The sequence below is a fragment of the Fretibacter rubidus genome (assembly GCF_041429785.1).
GTDB classification, from domain to species: domain Bacteria; phylum Pseudomonadota; class Alphaproteobacteria; order Caulobacterales; family Maricaulaceae; genus Fretibacter; species Fretibacter rubidus.
The window spans coordinates 2,861,029-2,878,844 of sequence record NZ_CP163423.1; the positions used below are offsets into that span (position 1 = coordinate 2,861,029).

At 53.6% G+C, this 17,816-nt stretch carries 12 protein-coding genes; 8 read left to right on the forward strand and 4 right to left on the reverse strand.

Translation table 11 applies throughout. From position 1 onward, the window contains the following. Positions 1 to 8: 8 nt before the first annotated feature. The 4 genes from pheT to pheS all read right to left on the reverse strand — a co-directional run bounded on the left by pheT (position 9) and on the right by pheS (position 4,656). Entirely contained in the window at positions 9 to 2,399 is a 2,391-nt protein-coding gene (pheT, locus tag AB6B37_RS13255; RefSeq protein WP_371396296.1) for a phenylalanine--tRNA ligase subunit beta, read from the reverse strand. Positions 2,400 to 2,408: 9 nt separating this feature from the next. Next, positions 2,409 to 3,098 (reverse strand): hypothetical protein, encoded by a 690-nt coding sequence (locus AB6B37_RS13260; RefSeq protein ID WP_371396297.1) that lies wholly within the window; start codon positions 3,096 to 3,098, stop codon positions 2,409 to 2,411. Next, positions 3,095 to 3,454, reverse strand: coding sequence for an endonuclease domain-containing protein (locus tag AB6B37_RS13265; RefSeq protein ID WP_371396298.1), 360 nt, complete (start codon positions 3,452 to 3,454; stop codon positions 3,095 to 3,097). The genes AB6B37_RS13260 and AB6B37_RS13265 overlap by 4 nt, the downstream gene beginning before the upstream one ends. Before the next feature lie 134 nt (positions 3,455 to 3,588). Then, positions 3,589 to 4,656, reverse strand: coding sequence for a phenylalanine--tRNA ligase subunit alpha (gene pheS / locus AB6B37_RS13270; RefSeq protein ID WP_371396299.1), 1,068 nt, complete (start codon positions 4,654 to 4,656; stop codon positions 3,589 to 3,591). Between the two features lie 147 nt (positions 4,657 to 4,803). Here pheS and AB6B37_RS13275 point away from each other — a divergent pair, with 147 nt between their 5' ends. From AB6B37_RS13275 to murJ, 8 genes are all read left to right on the forward strand, one after another. After that, positions 4,804 to 5,412 (forward strand): hypothetical protein, encoded by a 609-nt coding sequence (locus AB6B37_RS13275; RefSeq protein WP_371396300.1) that lies wholly within the window; start codon positions 4,804 to 4,806, stop codon positions 5,410 to 5,412. A gap of 45 nt (positions 5,413 to 5,457) precedes the next feature. Continuing rightward, entirely contained in the window at positions 5,458 to 5,871 is a 414-nt protein-coding gene (locus tag AB6B37_RS13280; RefSeq protein ID WP_371396301.1) for a YccF domain-containing protein, read from the forward strand. Positions 5,872 to 5,937: 66 nt separating this feature from the next. Further along, positions 5,938 to 7,497: a YifB family Mg chelatase-like AAA ATPase gene (locus tag AB6B37_RS13285; RefSeq protein WP_371396302.1), complete on the forward strand. Its 1,560-nt coding sequence runs from the start codon at positions 5,938 to 5,940 to the stop codon at positions 7,495 to 7,497. A gap of 296 nt (positions 7,498 to 7,793) precedes the next feature. After that, positions 7,794 to 9,209 carry a response regulator gene (locus AB6B37_RS13290; RefSeq protein WP_371396303.1) on the forward strand — a complete coding sequence of 472 codons (1,416 nt, stop codon included), beginning with the start codon at positions 7,794 to 7,796 and terminating at the stop codon, positions 9,207 to 9,209. A 68-nt stretch (positions 9,210 to 9,277) separates the two neighbouring features. Next, entirely contained in the window at positions 9,278 to 10,609 is a 1,332-nt protein-coding gene (locus AB6B37_RS13295; RefSeq protein ID WP_371396304.1) for an MFS transporter, read from the forward strand. A 45-nt stretch (positions 10,610 to 10,654) separates the two neighbouring features. After that, a complete protein-coding gene (gene mutS / locus AB6B37_RS13300; protein ID WP_371396305.1) occupies positions 10,655 to 13,375 on the forward strand; it encodes a DNA mismatch repair protein MutS in 2,721 nt (906 codons plus the stop codon). Further along, a complete protein-coding gene (locus AB6B37_RS13305) occupies positions 13,375 to 16,179 on the forward strand; it encodes a [protein-PII] uridylyltransferase (RefSeq protein WP_371396307.1) in 2,805 nt (934 codons plus the stop codon). Before mutS ends, AB6B37_RS13305 begins: the two co-directional genes overlap by 1 nt. Positions 16,180 to 16,182: 3 nt before the next feature. After that, entirely contained in the window at positions 16,183 to 17,757 is a 1,575-nt protein-coding gene (gene murJ / locus AB6B37_RS13310; protein ID WP_371396308.1) for a murein biosynthesis integral membrane protein MurJ, read from the forward strand. Positions 17,758 to 17,816 lie beyond the last annotated feature (59 nt).

Here is a 17,816-nt window from a genome sequence, read left to right on the forward strand (position 1 = left end):
AAAAACCCCTATCCGCGCAACACGCCGCCCGCTTTACCAACTTGCGCGATGATCTTGGCGCTGACGACTTCGATATCTTTATCGGTCAAAGTCGCGTCTTTTGGTGTGAGCGTCACATCAATCGCAAGCGACTTATGACCATCATCCACGCCTTGCCCTTGGTAGATATCAAATAGCGACACATCGGTAATCAACGCTTTGTCTGCGCCTTTGGCTGCTTTCAAAATATCGCCCGCTGCGACCTCGTCTTTGACAATAAAGGCAAAATCGCGGTGCACAGGCATTAAGTCTGACAACGCCAAAGCCGCTTTGGATTTGGACGCGGATTTCTTGCGCGGCGCAGGTAGGTTTTCAGGCCAGACCTCAAAGGCGACAACACGGCCATCAATGCCCAGCGCCTTGAGCGCGCGCGGGTGAAGTTCACCAAAATCAGCGAGGATATTTTTCGGCCCCATTTGAAGGCGCCCAGACCGCCCCGGATGCCAATAGGGGCCTAACGGCTTAGAGAGCTGTAGATTATCAACGGACGCGCCCATCGCCGATAGCGCCGCCGTGGCGTCGCCTTTCACCGTTAGCGCGTCAACGATGCGCATGCCCCGCCAATGACGCTCATCATCGACACGCCGCAAACCCGCCAAGGCGAGCGCTTGATCATCAGGGTTTAGACCACGGTAAACAGGGCCAAGCTCAAACAGGCTTGCGCCTGGATAGCCTTTGTCCGCGTTGCGCTGCGCAGCCAGCAGTAAATGAATAAGCGCAGAGGGCCGCATGCAATCCAAATCAGATGAAATGGGATTATCAAGCAGCAATGCCTCATCACCGCCGCCAAAGACCTTGGCATGGTCCTGCAAAACGAAAGACCACGTAATCGCCTCTGACAGGCCGCGTCCTGCGAGGGCGCGGCGGGCCAGCCGTGTGCGGTTTTGCAAGAGTGTCGCTGTCGGTTCGCGCCGTCCGGGCAGTGGCGGCAGGGACAGCGCCTCCAAATTATGAAAGCCGTGAATGCGCGCAATATCCTCGACCAGATCTGCGCCTTCGACCGCGTCACGCCGCCATGTCGGCACAGACACGCTCCACACATCACCTTGGCGTTTTACGCCAAAACCTAGCTGCGTTAAAATGGCGTCCATACGGTCATCAGATAGCTCCAACCCCGTTAGGCGCGTGACCAATTCAGGTTCAAACATTATGGGCTCTGGCGCAGCTGGCACATCGCCCGCGACAGTTATGTCGCTAGCCTCGCCGCCGCATAAATCCAGAATTAATTGCGTCGCCATTTCCATACCGTCGATCAAGAAGCCTGTATCAACGCCGCGCTCAAAACGGTATTTCGCGTCAGAATTAATCCCCAGACGTTTCGCCGTTTTACGAATAGTCAGCGGATCAAAATAGGCGCATTCAATAAAGACGTCCGTTGTGCAGTCGTCACAGCCTGTGGAGACACCGCCCATAATCCCGCCAAGGCCCAGCACGCCGCTATCATCGGCAATGGCGCAATCCTCAGTACCAATGATATAGTCTTTATCATCAAGCGCGGTGAAGCTCTCATTACCTCCCATCCGCGCGCGAATGGTGCCTGACAGCTTGGCGACATCATAGACATGCAACGGACGGTCACGGTCATAGGACATATAATTGGTAATATCGACCAGCGTCGAGATAGGCCGTAGGCCAATCGCTTTTAGCTTATCTTGCAGCCATTTCGGAGACGGGCCGTTTTTAACGCCGCGCACAACACGGCCCACAAATGTGGGGCAGGCCTGCGGCGCATCAATCTCGACACTCACGGGGCAAGGAAACGCCCCTGTCACGGGCTTAATCGCGGGCGTAATTAATTGCCCCAAACCCACAGCCGCAAGGTCGCGCGCAATGCCGTGCACACCCAGCCAGTCGGGGCGGTTCGGCGTGACTTCAAAATCAATTACGGGATCATTCACCCCCAGCGCTTCAGCCAAGGGTGTGCCCATCGCAAAGCTGTCATCGAGATCCATAATACCGTCATGATCATCGCCAAGGTTAAGCTCTCGCGAGGAGCACATCATACCAGAGCTCTCAACACCGCGAATTTTGCGCGGCTTTTTATCCAGAGAAAAATCAGCGCCCGGAATATAAGCGCCCATTGGGGCATAGGCCACCGTCATACCGGCCCGCGCATTGGGGGCACCGCAGACAATTTGCATCTCGCCGTCAACGGTATCAACTGTGCAAACCTTTAGCTTATCCGCGTCGGGGTGCTTTACGGCTGTTTTCACCTTGGCAATGGTAAACGCCGCCAGCTCTTCGGCAGGGTTATGCACGCCTTCGACTTCCAGCCCCGCAAGGGTCATCGCCACAACAACCGCGTCGATTGTGGCGTCAGTTTTTAAATGCTCTTTGAGCCAAGACAGTGTGAATTTCATGAGGGTCTCTTAATTATTGGTCTTAAGGCGCGCGGCGGCGGTTTGGTCAATATAATTTTGGAAATAATCAACGGTCGTATCTTTGATTTCGCAGCTGTTCACTGGCTTGGGCTGCTTGCGGTCAAGGAAACTGACCGTCCAGCAATCCTCAAAAACAGAACAGTAACACACATTAAGATCAAGGCCGTCCATGGGCGTTCCGTATTCTCCGCGTAAGTACGCGCCAAGCTCTGAACCCGCCGCCCCCATACGGTAACGGCGCGGCTCTATGCTATCACCAGCGCGCAAATATCCAGCGGCAGAGGCTGTCACAGGAAAGCCGACATTGGACCGCATACGGCCGTTCATAATAACGCCGTCAAAATCCGCTATAGTCTCGATTGGTTCGCCGTTTTGTGTTGGGATAACCCGCTGAATATGGGCCAGCCCCGCCCCGACATTATTAAGGCGCACAACAAAGACCGCATTGCTACGGTCACCAATATTTTCATAACCCATATCAATATCAATAATCGGCAGCACCCGCGCCTTTTGTGTTTCCTGCGCCATGTTTAAATTGGCGCGCGAAGTCACAACACCGATCAGTGACAAAAGCAGCGCACAAAGACCCGTCGTCAGTCCAATATCAATCCGCTTTAGCAGAGACTTGGAAGGGTTGTTAAGTTGGCTCTGATCGGTGCTACCATCTGGAATTGTCATGATGTGTGTCCTGTGTCTAATGTGTGCAATAATGCATCCATAAGATTATCAAGATTTGTCATAATATCATCATTCCAATATCGAACAACACGATAACCTTGCTCCGTTAACCAGTGGTCACGCTGAACATCTTTAGACTTTTGCGGCTCAAGCGCGTGATGCTCTCCGTCAACTTCAATTACAACTTTTGCGCTATGGCAGGCAAAATCAACAATATAATCCCCCATGGGAACTTGACGTCGGAAATGAAATCCGACTGGTTTGAAATCTCGCAACGCCGCCCACAACTTTACTTCGGCTGGAGTCGCGTCACGACGCAGTCTGCGAGCAGTTGATATAAGTTGAGTGCGCAGCATAATTTATATGTCCGCAATTGCGGACACCCCCCACCCTAACCCTCCCCACAGGGGGGAGGGAATATTTTGGCTTGAAACCTTTAAAGCCCTCCCCTTGACGGGGAGGGTTGGGTGGGATGACGTCCAAAATGACATTAACTCAATCCCGTTGCCATATTGGCCTGCAACAACGGATCGAAACCGTAATGGCTGAGCCAGCGCGTGTCGCCCGCGAACATATCGCGCAAATCTGGCATGCCGTATTTCAGCATAGCGAGGCGGTCGACGCCCATGCCAAAAGCAAAGCCTTGGTATTCATCAGGGTCGAGGTTGCACGCACGCAGCACATTGGGATGCACCATGCCGCAGCCGAGGATTTCCATCCAGCTTTCGCCCGTGCCGATTTTAATCGCCGCACCGTCACGTTCATAACGCACATCCATTTCGGCGGAGGGTTCAGTAAAGGGGAAGTGATGCGGGCGAAACTGCACATCCACATCGGTTTCAAAAAATGCACTGACAAAATCCATCAACACACCCTTGAGGTGGCCCATGTGAATGCCTTTGTCGATGACAAGACCTTCGACTTGGTGGAACATCGGCGTGTGCGTCTGGTCACTATCACAGCGGTAAGTGCGGCCCGGCGCAATGATGCGGATTGGCGGTTTTTCAGATAGCATTGTGCGAATTTGCACAGGCGACGTGTGTGTACGCAGAACCTTCTGCTCTCCATCCGCATCGGGCTTCATAAAAAATGTGTCATGCATATCGCGCGCAGGGTGGCCGGGCGGAAAGTTTAGCGCGGTGAAATTATGAAAGTCATCTTCAATGTCTGGCCCTTCGGCCACAGAAAATCCCATATCAGAAAAGATAACGGCCATTTCTTCCATGACTTGCTGCACAGGATGGAGCGTACCCGCCGCGCGCCCGACAGGCAGGGACATATCCATCGTCTCGCTCGCCAATGCCGCATCAAGGGCTGCGTCTTCCAGCACGGTTTTGCGCGCTTCAATCAGCGCTGCAATATCGCGCTTTAGCCCGTTGAGCGCGGGACCCATGACCTTTTTTTCCTCAATCGACATTTTGCCGAGGCCAGCCATCATGGCGCTAATTTCGCCTTTTTTGCCCAAGGCCGACACGCGAATATCATCCAGCGCACGAAGCTCAGACGCGGCCTCTATTTGGGCGGCAAATTTATCTTTCACAGTGTCTAACTCTGACATGGTATTTCCTTGCTAAAATCCGCCGTCTTTTGGCGGGTTTTGAGGGGCGGGTCAACAGGCGCAATATATCCAACGATCATAGCGACGCTAACCCCATCTTAGGATATTTGCGTTATCCCTACAGCCATGAAACGGCTGGGATATATATTGGGATTAGGGTTTGTTTTAGGCGGCTGTGGGACATCGCCGGATATGGCCCCTGCCCCTGTGACGGAGCGCAGCACTAACGCGCGACTTTATACCCCTGCGCCAGCGGGCACATTGGCCTTGCCCGACCGCGTCGCGTTTTTACAAAAAGACAAGCGCTGGGGCGGTGACCGTCTAGGCGGCACCAAACATGAGACCATCGCCACAGATGGATGCGTGGTCACGGCGACGGCGATGGCGCTGACCAACCTCGGCTTTGAAACCAACCCTGGGGATTTAAACGCGCGGTTGATTGCAGAGGATAGCTTTACCTCACGCGGCTGGCTGATTTGGGACGGTATTCGCAAGGTCACGGACGGCGGGGCCTATGCCAAATTTTATAACACCGTTAGCGCCGATATTATCGACGGTTGTCTGGCGGACGGCTATTATCCGCTGACACGGTTCGTGCTGCCGAATGGCCGCACACATTGGGCCATGGTCGTCGCGCGCGACGGGCGCGGCTATCACATGCGCGATCCCTTGCGACAATCAAACAGTCCGCTAATTTTTCCGCGCGGCGCAGACGCCTTTAAATCTGTGCGCTGTATTGGCGTGAAACGAACATAGATTTCGTACATAGCCACCGCACGCTATATTTGCTAAACTCATTTCATGCGGACAATTGCAAACATATTTTGGGTTATTTTGGGCGGCTGGTTATCGGCCCTGCTATGGATATTGGCGGCCATATTAATGGCGATTAGCATTATCGGTATTCCGTGGGCGCGGGCCTGTGTTGATATTGCCAAATTTTCCTTCTGGCCCTTTGGTTCCCGCCTTGTCCCGCGCGCGCAAGTAACAGATCGGAATGATATGGGCACAGGCGGCTTGGGCCTTATTGGCAATATTATCTGGTTTATTTTGGGCGGATGGTATCTTGCGCTGTCACATTTGGTCATGGGGCTTGCGTGGTGCATCACTATTATCGGCATCCCGTTTGGTGTGGCGCATTTTCGTCTGTCCCGTCAGGCGCTTGCCCCCATCGGCATGATGGTTGTCCCGCGCGAGGTCGCCGCGCGGCATTGATATAATTTAATTTGTTCTTGCAATGTTCTACACCTTGTGCTTTGAGAGAGTACAAGGAGAACGCGCATGGTTGCCCGTATCACAACAGTCGCCTTTGAAGGGGCCGAAGCGCGCAAGGTTGATGTGCAGGTGCAAATTCTGCCCGGAAAATCTAATTTCGCCATTGTGGGTCTCGCTGACAAAGCGGTGTCAGAGGCGCGCGAGCGGGTGCGCTCTGCTTTTGCCGCAGTTGGACTGCAACTCCCGTTTAAGCGGCTCGTGATTAATCTGGCCCCCGCAGACCTTCCCAAAGAGGGCGCGCATTATGACTTGCCCATTGCGCTGGGCGTTATGGCAGCGATTGGCGCTGTGCCAGCGGACGCGATTGCTGATTTTGTCGCCATTGGAGAGCTGGCGCTGGACGGGACAATTTCGCCTGTGCCGGGGGCGTTACCCGCCGCAGTCTGCGCGAGCGCGTCTAACCTTGGACTAATTTGCCCTGAGCCCAATGGGGCAGAGGCGGCGTGGGCGGGGGATCTTCCTTTGCTCGCGCCGCATAATCTTATTCAACTGATTAATCATTTTAAGGGCACGCAAGTGCTGTCGCGGCCCAAACCCGGTGAAATGCTGGAAGACGCGAGCCTGCTGGATATGCGCGATGTGCGCGGTCAAGAAACGGCTAAACGCGCGCTAGAAGTCACAGCGGCAGGTGGCCATAATATGTTGATGGTCGGACCGCCGGGGTCTGGTAAATCTATGTTGGCAGCACGGTTGCCGGGGCTACTGCCCCCGCTAGAGGCGCGCGAACTGCTTGATGTATCCATGGTGCATTCCGTGGCGGGACTGCTCGATAAAGGGGCCTTGTCGCGCGCACGGCCATACCGCACACCGCACCATAGCGCGTCTATGGCGGCCATGGTCGGCGGCGGGAATAAAGCCAAGCCGGGCGAGGCGTCATTGGCCCATTGCGGGGTGTTATTCCTTGATGAGTTGCCTGAATTTACAGCCCAAGTCTTGGATAGTTTGCGTCAACCGCTAGAGACGGGCGAAATATCCGTGGCGCGGGTCAATGCCCATGTGCGTTATCCAGCACGGTTTCAACTGATTGCCGCCATGAACCCGTGCCGTTGCGGCACGGCCGGCGCGGACGGTGTGGCGTGTCGCCGTGGTGAACGGTGTGCCGTGGATTATCAAGCGCGTATATCTGGCCCCTTTATGGACCGAATTGATATTCAAATTGATGTGCCCGCTGTCACACCCGCTGATTTGGCTTTGCCGCCGTCCACCGAAGGCACAGCAGACATTGCCGCCCGTGTCGCGCGCGCCCGCAGCGCTCAATTAGCCCGAAACGGCGGTGTAACCAATGCTTCCCTGCGCACAGACCAGCTTGACCATGTCGCCGAGCCAGACCGCGAAGGACGCGCCCTTTTGACCCAAGCGGCAGAAACCTTAGGCCTGACCGCGCGCGGTTATCACCGCGTCTTGCGCGTGGCGCGCACTTTGGCTGATTTATCAGGATCAGAACATATTCACCGCTTACACATTGCCGAAAGCTTGTCTTTGCGGCGTGCGCGACGAGGACTAAACTCTGGGACCTCATCGCGTATGGGGTCAAAAACTTCAAATCGCAGTCCTTATTCCCGGTAGCAGTCCTTATTCCCGGTAAAAGAACTGTCACCACGACCTGATTGACCGTGAAACAGCCAATTTATATCAAATCTGGGCGTCATGCCCCTTAACGACACGCCAAAAGTGTTAAATGCTGTCGCAAAACCTTAGTAAATTACGAGGCAGTCCCAAAAAACCGCATTATAGTGAGTTTTGGTAAGACAATTTTTATAATCATTTACCATGTTGGTCGTAATTATGATGGGATTACGCGAATCAGTGTTGCCTATTGACAGGGTTGGCATCACGCAAGCCCTCTCACATTGGGGATAAGAATGTCACCAGACGAAATTTTTGCGGCCCATATGTGGCCTTGGCCAGACCCGCTCTTAAAACGGGACGGTATGGGACGCATTATTTTTGTAAATGCTGCATTTTTGCAAATGTACGGTGGCCGCGTCGAAGATTGGCGCGGTAATTCGGTTGGCGGTTGGCCTGCGCCGCAAAACACCGGCCACCCAAACCGATTTGAAACCCGTGTTGCCGGGGCGGACGGCGAACAAATCTATGACTGGATTGAATATATACTGGCCGATGGTTGCGGACTAGCGATTGCGCGTAATGTCACAAATTTACTGACACCTGAGACGCCGCCGCCAGGCAATATTATGGTCACCGACACCCCCATGGACACGGGCCAAGCACAAGCCGAAACCCATCATGAACCCGCAACCCAAGCCCCGCTTGCGGCACAAATGGCTGCCCAAACCGATAACCAAGCCTTGGACACCCACGACCCAATGCCGCAAGGTGATTGGGATACTGATATTGACTACCGAACGCCCACCCACGCACCGACGCCCGAAACTGCTGAGCACGCTGCGCCTGCGGACACGGCGCCAATGGAAGCACCCGCGTCGGAAAACATGACCCTAGGCGTGCATGCCGAAGACACATCTGTGTCATCACATGACCCAAAAGACAGCGGCCAAGACAGTCAATCCTACAATCCCCAAGAGACTGCACAACATTCGACGCTGGATGCAGGTGAGCCCGGTGCACATGCGGACATTCAATCCGAAACGCCGCCCGCAGCTGCGCAAGCAGCCGCGACTGAACCCCAAACTGACCCCGCCCCTCAGCCCCCTGTAAGGGATCATGAACGGCGCGCTTTACCGATTGAAAATGGTGATTCCGTTTTGGGTAATAATTGGCGTGACGCCGTTATCGCGAAAGCGGTTGGCAGTGCCATGCCGCGCCCAGACGTCCAAGGTGATGAAGAGGCCGCCCCCGCTAATCCAGAAAATCAGCCACAAGCCGCCCCAGCCGCACCATCGAGTGATAAGAAATCTAAATCCGAGTTACGTATATTGCTGGCCGAAGACAATGCCATAAATGCTCTATTGACGCGCACATTACTAGAAGCCGAAGGCTGCTCCGTTGACGTCGTCGAAGACGGAGCCTTAGCCGTCGATGCTGTGCAAAACGCGCAATATGACCTAATCTTTATGGATATGCGCATGCCCAATATGGACGGCCTTGAAAGTACGCGCAAAATCCGCGCGCTGACCAATGTGCCGTCAAATATGCCGATTATTGCCCTTACGGCCAATGCCTTTGATGATGACCGCAATGCCTGTTTTGACAGCGGCATGAATGATTTCATGACTAAACCTGTCTCTGCCGAGGAGCTCTCGCAAATGGTTGACACATGGGCGTTAAACACACCCGATCAACGCATGGCGAGCTAGGCCCGCCTTTCATTTTCGCTTTACGTTAGACCGCTTTTAAGGCAGCAAGCTTCTAGGAGCACGCCCCTATGAGCACAGCTAAAATCAGCCCAACAAAACGCAACTGGAAAACCGTTATTCGGTCTTATTTCCAGCCAAAAATCTTAGGCATGATGTCGCTTGGTTTTGCGTCAGGCCTGCCTTTTATGCTGATTTATTCCGAACTGGCCTATTGGATGCGCAAAGAAGGCGTCGACCTCAGCGTCATTGGATTTTTTGCTTGGATTGGCCTTGCCTATACCGCGAAGGTGTTTTGGGCGCCGCTTGTAGATAATTTAAAAGTGCCTTTTTTAACGGCGCGACTTGGGCATCGACGCTCTTGGATGCTCGCCGCTATTATTGGTACGATTATTGGCATGCTCATCATTGCCGCCTCTGATCCAGGAACGTCTGTGCGCCAACTCGCGATTGGCGCCGTTATTCTTGCGACATCGGGCGCGACGCTTGATATTTCAATTGACGCCTGGCGGATTGAAGCCGCCCCAGATGACGAGCAAACAAATATGGCCGCAACCTATGTTTTGGGATACCGCCTTGCTATTATCGGGGCGGGTCTATCCTATATCGTTGCGGATTTCACAAATTGGAATATTGCCTATTTCGTCATGGCCTGCGTCATGGCGACCAATGGACTTATTGTGTTTTTCATCAAAGAACCTCCGCGCGACATTCGCCGCAAAATGCAAAACATTGGCGAATCCGTTGAAGAATATGTGGTCAAACCGTTCTTCTCTTTTCTAACCCGATTGGGTGGCTGGACACCGCTGGTATTCTTGCTCGTGGCCACATATTTAATAAGCGACAAAACCATGGGCCCCATGGCAAAACCCATGTATCAATCCGTCGGCTTTACAGAAATGCAAGTGGGGCTAGTCTCCAGCTTTTTCGGACCTTGGCCTGTTATTGTCGGTGGATTTGTCGCGGGTGCCATCTCCATTCGGTTTGGCCTTATGCGTTGCCTGCTGATCGGGTCATTTTTAATGGTGGTGACCAATGCTGCCTTTGCATGGCTATCCACAGTATCTGACCCAAAAACGGCCTATTTATTTGTCACCGTGGGGGCTGATAATTTGGCGGCTGGCTTTGCAACAACCATCTTCATTGCCTATTTATCATCGCTCTGTGATTTGAAATTTGCCGCGACCCAATATGCGTTTTTATCAGCGATGTTTAACCTGATTGGTAAATCGCTATCAGGCTTTACAGGTGTCATGGCCGATAAAATGGGCTTTGAAATGTTCTTTATATTTTCAGCCAGCTTAGGCATCCCCGCGATGATCTTTGCACTCATCTTGTTCCTCTTTGGCCCTAACGCGGCCAAGGGTATCCGCAAGACCGCGACACAGGCTGAAAAAGGGTGATAATCACTTGCTCTGTACGTGAATATACGCGAATTTAACGCTTCTATGACCCGTGACACCACATCAAAGACGGCGCCCAAAATGGCCCCCAAAGTACCCGCTAAGGCCACCCCGATGATGGCGCAGTTTTTGGGCATCAAGGAGCAGGCAGGGCCAGAGGCGTTGTTGTTTTACCGTATGGGTGATTTTTACGAGCTATTTTTTGATGACGCTGTGCGGGCCGCGGCCGCCTTGGATATCGCCCTGACTAAACGCGGCAAGCATGACGGGCAAGACATTCCCATGTGCGGCGTACCCGTCCACGCGTCTGAAACCTATTTACAGCGCCTGATTAAAAAGGGCTTTCGCGTGGCGGTGTGCGAACAAACAGAGAGCCCCGCAGAGGCCAAAAAACGCGGATATAAATCCGTTGTGCGGCGCGAAATTGTACGCCTTGTGACGCCCGGAACCCTGACAGAGGATAGCTTGCTCGATGCGCGTGGGTCGAATTACATCTTGTCACTAGCGCGGACCAATGTCGGGGATTACGCGCTGGCTTGGGCTGATATCTCCACAGGTCATTTCAACGTCTGTGACCTGGGCGAAGACAGATTATTGGGCGAGATCGCGGCCCTGTCGCCGCGCGAGATTATCCTATCTGAAGCGTTGTTTCAAATTACTGAGCTCACCGCGCAATTACCCGTATCTGGCACAGCATTGACCCCGCTACCCGCGACGAAATTTGACGCGAAATCAGGTGAACGTCGTATCAAGGCGCGCTTTGATGTCGGCAGTCTTGACGGCTTTGGCGCCTTTTCAAAGGCTGAAATTTCCGCAGCAGGCGGCTTGCTGGATTATCTGGAACTGACCCAAGCGGGCGGAGTTGTGCAGCTGTCGCCCCCGCAAAAACGCGCAACATCGGGTTTCATGGCAATTGATCCCGCGACCCGCGCGAGCCTAGAGATTGACCGCACGCAACAGGGTAGAAAGACAGGATCACTTTTATCTGTCATTGACCGCACAGTAACAGGGCCAGGCGCACGGCTTCTGGCTGATTATATGGCGCGTCCGCTACTGGACGTCGAGGCGATTAACCGCCGCCTTGATAGTGTCGAGTTTTTCACGCGCGAACCCGCCCTGCAAAACGCCGTGCGAGAGCCCCTAAAATCGCTATCTGATATGGCCCGTGCTGTGTCGCGGCTTGCCTTGGGTCGCGGCGGACCGCGTGATATTAAGGCCGTGCAAACAGGGCTGTCGTTGGGCGAGACATTGTGCGCGGTCATGGGCCGTTATCCCAATTTGGATATCCCGCCGCTGATTAACGGCGCGCTGTCGCAATTATCGCTGGCCGATAAAGGCGCACTTGCCTCGCTATGCAGTGATATTGGCAAAGCGTTCAAAGCCGATGTGCCCATGATGGCGCGTGACGGCGGATTTATAAAAGACGGCTGGCATAAGGGGCTCGACGGCCTGAAAACCATGCGCGACGATAGCCGCCGCATTGTCGCGGGATTACAGGCCAGCTACGCCAAGACGGCGGACGTGCCGAGCCTTAAGATTAAGCATAATAATGTGCTGGGTTATTTTATCGAGGTGACCCCAAAACACGCCGATACGATGTTGGGTAAAGGCGCTGATAGCCCCTTTATCCACCGCCAGACGCTGGTCTCTGGTGTGCGGTTCACCACCACAGAGCTTGCCGATTTGGACGCGCAAATCTCGGGCGCTGGCGATAAAGCCCTCGCGCTGGAGCTAGAGATATTTAACGATTTTGTTGCGCGCGTCGCAGCCCTGTCAGAGCCGATCCGCGCTAGTGCCCACGCCTTTGCGGTGCTGGATGTTGCCAGCGGTCTGGCTGTTTGGGCGCAGGATTTTGGAGCAAACCGTCCCATCGTCGATAATTCCGCAGGTTATGACGTTAGCGGTGGCCGACACCCGGTCGTGCAAGCGGCGTTAAAAAATGCGGGCGACGCCGGCTTTACGCCCAATGATTGCGCGCTCGACGCAGGGGGCACGGACGCGCCGCGCCTAACCTTGATTACTGGCCCTAACATGGCCGGTAAATCGACATATTTGCGGCAAAATGCGCTTATATTTATCTTGGCCCAAGCTGGCAGTTTTGTGCCTGCCGACAAAGCCCATATCGGCATCGCTGATAGTGTATTTTCACGCGTGGGCGCATCCGATGATTTATCAAAAGGCCGGTCAACATTTATGACAGAGATGATTGAAACCGCCGCCATCCTTAATCAAGCGGGCCCGCGCAGCTTTATTATCTTGGACGAAATTGGGCGCGGCACGGCGACCTTTGACGGGCTATCGATTGCTTGGGCCACGGTCGAGCATCTCCATGCCGTCAATGGCTCGCGCGCTTTATTTGCGACCCATTACCACGAGCTGACGGACCTCGTTGATAATCTGGATCATGCGTCCAACGCCAGCCTTCGGGCCAAGGAATGGAATGGTGATTTGGTGTTTTTACATGACGTGCGCCCTGGGGCTGCGGATAAATCATACGGCGTGCAAGTGGCCAAGCTGGCGGGCCTTCCCGCTCAGGCCGTTGCCCGCGCGCGTGATGTTCTTGACAGGCTAGAAGCGGACCATGACAAAGCCTCTGACAATCTTGGCGGCCTACCGCTGTTTACGGCGACACCACCGCCAGTGAAAGCAGAGCCGTCAGATATTGATAAAGCCGTCGCCACGCTTGATGTCGATAACCTATCGCCGCGCGACGCCCTTGAATTTCTATATGATTTAAAAACCAAGCAAAACGGGACACCCCACTAATGGCGCGCGTACCTTTCATAACCAAGCCGTCAGCAGAGCCTATGCCAACGGGCCCAACGGCCCCAGAAACAAGTATTGACGGCCATAAACTCCGCGTTGATTTGACCGCAATTGCGCTCGATCAGAGCAATGACCGCAACGCGGTTTTGGAGCTTTTTAAATCAACCCTGACCATAGCGCTGGACGGGGCGCGCGAACGCTTTGAAATGGGGCGGCTTGGCGGGCTGGAAATGGCGCGTCTGATTTCGTCCATTCATGATGATATTATCACGGCCCTGTTTGATTACACTGTCACCCATATTGTGCGTGCCCCCAATCCAACAAGCAGCGAGCGCATTGCGCTTTGTGCGGTCGGGGGTTACGGCCGCGGGGAAATGGCGCCGCATTCCGATGTCGATTTATTATTTTTAATCGCGGAAAAAAAGGGATCAGCCTTCACCGAATCTGTGACCGAATTTATTCTTTATATGCTGTGGGATTTAGGCTTGAAAGTTGGCCATTCAACACGCACCGCCGATCAATGTATGAAGCTGGCCAAAGAAGACCAGACCATCCTAACCGCCCTATTAGATATGCGCTTTGTTGCGGGTGATGACAGCCTAGCCGATGAGCTTTACGCGGACTTTCGCCGCTCTATTCAGGGGAGCCGCGGACGAGCCTATATCGCGACAAAGTTGGAAGAACGTGACAAACGTCATGAACGCGAGGGCAATTCGCGCTACGTTATTGAACCTAATATCAAAGAAGGCAAAGGCGGTTTGCGCGACCTGCATGTGCTATATTGGATTGCGCTTTATCTGGAAAATGCCAAAGACATTGCCGACCCGCAAAAGGCGAGCGACTATGTCGATATGGGCTTGTTTGATGAGCGCGCGGCGACACGCTTTGAACGTGCGGCGGATTTTTTGTGGCGCGCCCGTATCCATCTGCATTTCTCAGCAGGCCGCGCAACCGAGACATTGTCATTTGACAGGCAAACGGTGCTGGCGCGGAAATTGGGCCATGCCTCAGGCGCCGTTGAAGAGGCGGTCGAGAAGTTTATGCGCGAATATTTCACCAATGCACGAGAGGTCGGAGCCCTCACGCGGATTGCCTGCGCGAAGCTAGAAGAAGACAATGCCATTCGCCTACCACTGGGTCTTGATCATGTTTTGGGGCAATCACGGCGCGGGCTAAAAGGGTCTGGCTTTATCCTGCGCAATGGGCGTCTTGATTTTGAAGACGAGATGCAAATCCGCGAAGACCCAAAATTAATCATGCAGCTCTTTAATATTGCGGGTCGCAAAAATCTGGATATTCATCCTGATGCATTCCAAGCGATTAATTTTCGGCGTAACCTTATTGATAATGAGTTTCGCCGTGACGCGGATATATCAAAAATATTCCAAGACCTGCTGCTGACGGCCAAAGCGCCCTATGCGACGCTAAAGGCGATGAATGAAGCCGGGGTTTTGGGACGTTATCTTTTAGAATTTGGCGGCATTGTTGCGCGCACCCAATTTAATATGCATCACGCCTATACGGTGGACGAGCATAGCTTGCGGCTTGTGCGTTATTTTCATGACCTGCTAACAGGTGAACTTGATGATGATCATCCGCTCAATTCATCCATAGCGCAAGGCTTCACGAATGACGAACGTCTGACGATTTACCTGACATGTTTGTTGCATGACACAGGCAAAGGCAAAGGTGACCAATGCGTTGAGGGCGCGCAATTAACGCGTCGTGCGTGTCGCCGCCTCGGCGTGTCACAAGATATTATCGACACCGCCTCTTGGCTCGTCCGGCGGCATTTGGATATGTCTGATACCGCCCAACGCCGCGATATTTCAGACCCCGACACAATCGCCAGTTTTGGTAAGTTAATGGGATCGCAAGCGCGGTTAAATTTATTATCTGTGCTGACAGTTGTCGATATCCGCTCTGTGGGGCCGGGCATATGGAATGACTGGAAGGGCGCGTTATTGCGCGATTTATACCAATCCACATCACGGTTCTTAGAGGGCAAAGACGCGCTGGCACCAACGGCGCGCGCTGCCGCCGCGCGAGAACAATTCGTCGAGTTTTTACCGGGCACAATTGGCACACGTATCGCGCCCATCATTGATGATTTGGATAATAGTTACTGGCTTAATTTCAATATGGCTGATTTACTCCGGCATGGGCGCTTTTTTGAAAAAGCCGTTGACGCCAAAACAGATACCAAAGTTGAAATTCGTCGGGACCGTGAAAATGACGTGACAGAGCTTTGGGTTCTGACCCGTGACCGCGACCGTCTGTTCGCTGATTTGACCAAAGCCATTGCGGCCTGCGGGGCAACGATTGTGGGCGCGCGACTACATACTGGTCATAATGGCCGTGTTATGGATGTGTTTTATTTACAAAATGCAGACGGCCTCGCCTTTGGGCGTCAATCTGACCAAGCGATTAAAATGATTAAACGCCGCGCCAAGGCCGCCGCCTTGGGCGATATTGGCGGACTTAGCATTTCACCCGCACGCGCGTCGCGGCGCGCTGGAGCGATTCCAGTCAAACCGATTGTGCGCTTTCCTGATTTTTCCTCAGATGATGTCTCTATTATTGAGGTGATTGGGCGCGACCGACCTGGGCTTTTATATGCGCTGGCCAAAGCGTTGCACGGGCTGGGCCTGTCTGTTCTATCCGCGCATATCGAAGTGGTCGGGGAAAAGGCCGTTGATGCCTTTTATGTGCAAGGCAATCTCGATACGCCAGAGATACAAAAGCGGGTTCGCAAAGCCCTTAAACAAGCCCTAAGCGGCACCCCCAAAAAAGAGGCGGCCTAGGCTGTGAAATTGCTTCGCTCATCCGCCGTTGTTGGCCTGATGACATTATTGTCGCGTGTCTTGGGCTTGGTGCGCGATATTCTGCTGGCGCGTTATTTGGGCGCGGGCGTTATTAATGACGCGCTGATTACCGCGACAAAGCTGCCCAATTTATTCCGCCGCATGTTTGCCGAAGGGGCGTTTAACGCAGCCTTTGTGCCCCTTTATGCCAGACGGCTGGAGGGGGAAGGCGAAGAGGCCGCCAATAATTTTGCGGGCGAAGCCTTCGCCGCACTATTCTTTCTTGTCGCGATTATTGTAATTGCCTTTCAACTGACCATGCCAATTAGCCTGAACCTGATTGGCGGTGGTTTGGGTAAAGTCGCGACCGGGCCAGAGGGCGTCATACCTTATGATTTAGCAGTGCTCTATGCGCGCATCACTATGCCATATCTTATTTTCATGTCACTGGGCGCGTTGTTCTCTGGCATGTTAAATTCCAAGAACCATTTCGCCATTGCCGCCTTTGCGCCCGTGTTTTTGAATGTCGTTTGGATTGGGTTTTTAATAGCGCAAGTGCAAATGGATCTGCCGCCAGAACGTCTCGCCTTTTGGCTGGCTGTGGGTATGACTGTCTCTGGTGTATTGCAAATCGGGATATTAATCTATGGTTTGCGCCGCGCCGCCATTCGCCTGCCGCTAAAACGCCCGCGCATTACGCCAGGTGTCAAGCGGTTGTTTACCCTAGGCGTACCGGGATTAATTGCAGCGGGCATCACGCAGATTAACCTGCTGGTCACGCATAATATTGCGACACTAAAGCCCGGCGCGCCGAGCTGGCTTTATTATTCCGACCGCTTGTATCAATTACCACTTGGCATGATTGGCATTGCCATGGGCATTGCGCTGCTACCGACATTATCGCGGTCTTTACGTGCCGAGCGACATGAAGAGGCGATGAGCACGTTAAACCGTGCGACAGAAATTGCGGCCTTCCTGACCCTGCCCGCGGCTTTCGCGCTGTTCCTTATTCCTGATTACTTGATTAGCACATTATTTGAACGGGGGCGGTTTCTTGAATCTGATAGTATCCAGACGGCCAAGGCGCTTAAAATGTTTGCGCTGGGCTTACCAGCCTTTGTGCTGATTAAAGTCCTGACCCCCACTTTTTTTGCGCGCGAGGATACACGCACGCCGATGATATTTGCCAGTGCGTCTGCCGTGGTGAATGCGGGCCTTGGGTTCCTCTTGTTTTTCACCATCGGCTTTTATGGGCTAGCGCTGGCGACCACATTGGCGGCATGGGGCAATGTAGCCTGTCTGGCCGTCACGCAAAGAAAACGTGGGCATTTCACGCTGGATAGCGCGTTGAAAAAATCCCTGCCTAAAATGGTTATAGCCTCTGCCCTCATGGGGGCCGCGGTCTATTATTTGGCCGCCTTATCAGAGCCCTATATGAACGGACATATGCTTTGGGATTACACCGTCATGATTGTGGTTTGCGCGCTGGGTGGGGCCGTTTATTTGGCCCTCTCCTTAGCGTTACGCGTTTTCAGCCCAAGAGAGATACGCGCCGCCTTTTCTAAATCAAAACCTTAAGCGGGCTTGCGCAAAAGGCCGGGGCTGTTAAAACGCGCGCAAAGACCAAAGGACACGCC

What these genes read in the sequence shown, in the direction of transcription:
- AB6B37_RS13280 (WP_371396301.1), top strand. Translation starts at nt 5,458, where the DNA reads ATGCGGACAATTGCAAACATATTTTGGGTTATTTTGGGCGGCTGGTTA.
- pheT (WP_371396296.1), bottom strand. Translation starts at nt 2,399, where the DNA reads ATGAAATTCACACTGTCTTGGCTCAAAGAGCATTTAAAAACTGACGCC.
- AB6B37_RS13260 (WP_371396297.1), bottom strand. Translation starts at nt 3,098, where the DNA reads ATGACAATTCCAGATGGTAGCACCGATCAGAGCCAACTTAACAACCCT.
- AB6B37_RS13265 (WP_371396298.1), bottom strand. Translation starts at nt 3,454, where the DNA reads ATGCTGCGCACTCAACTTATATCAACTGCTCGCAGACTGCGTCGTGAC.
- mutS (WP_371396305.1), top strand. Translation starts at nt 10,655, where the DNA reads ATGACCCGTGACACCACATCAAAGACGGCGCCCAAAATGGCCCCCAAA.
- AB6B37_RS13305 (WP_371396307.1), top strand. Translation starts at nt 13,375, where the DNA reads ATGGCGCGCGTACCTTTCATAACCAAGCCGTCAGCAGAGCCTATGCCA.
- AB6B37_RS13290 (WP_371396303.1), top strand. Translation starts at nt 7,794, where the DNA reads ATGTCACCAGACGAAATTTTTGCGGCCCATATGTGGCCTTGGCCAGAC.
- AB6B37_RS13285 (WP_371396302.1), top strand. Translation starts at nt 5,938, where the DNA reads ATGGTTGCCCGTATCACAACAGTCGCCTTTGAAGGGGCCGAAGCGCGC.
- pheS (WP_371396299.1), bottom strand. Translation starts at nt 4,656, where the DNA reads ATGTCAGAGTTAGACACTGTGAAAGATAAATTTGCCGCCCAAATAGAG.
- AB6B37_RS13295 (WP_371396304.1), top strand. Translation starts at nt 9,278, where the DNA reads ATGAGCACAGCTAAAATCAGCCCAACAAAACGCAACTGGAAAACCGTT.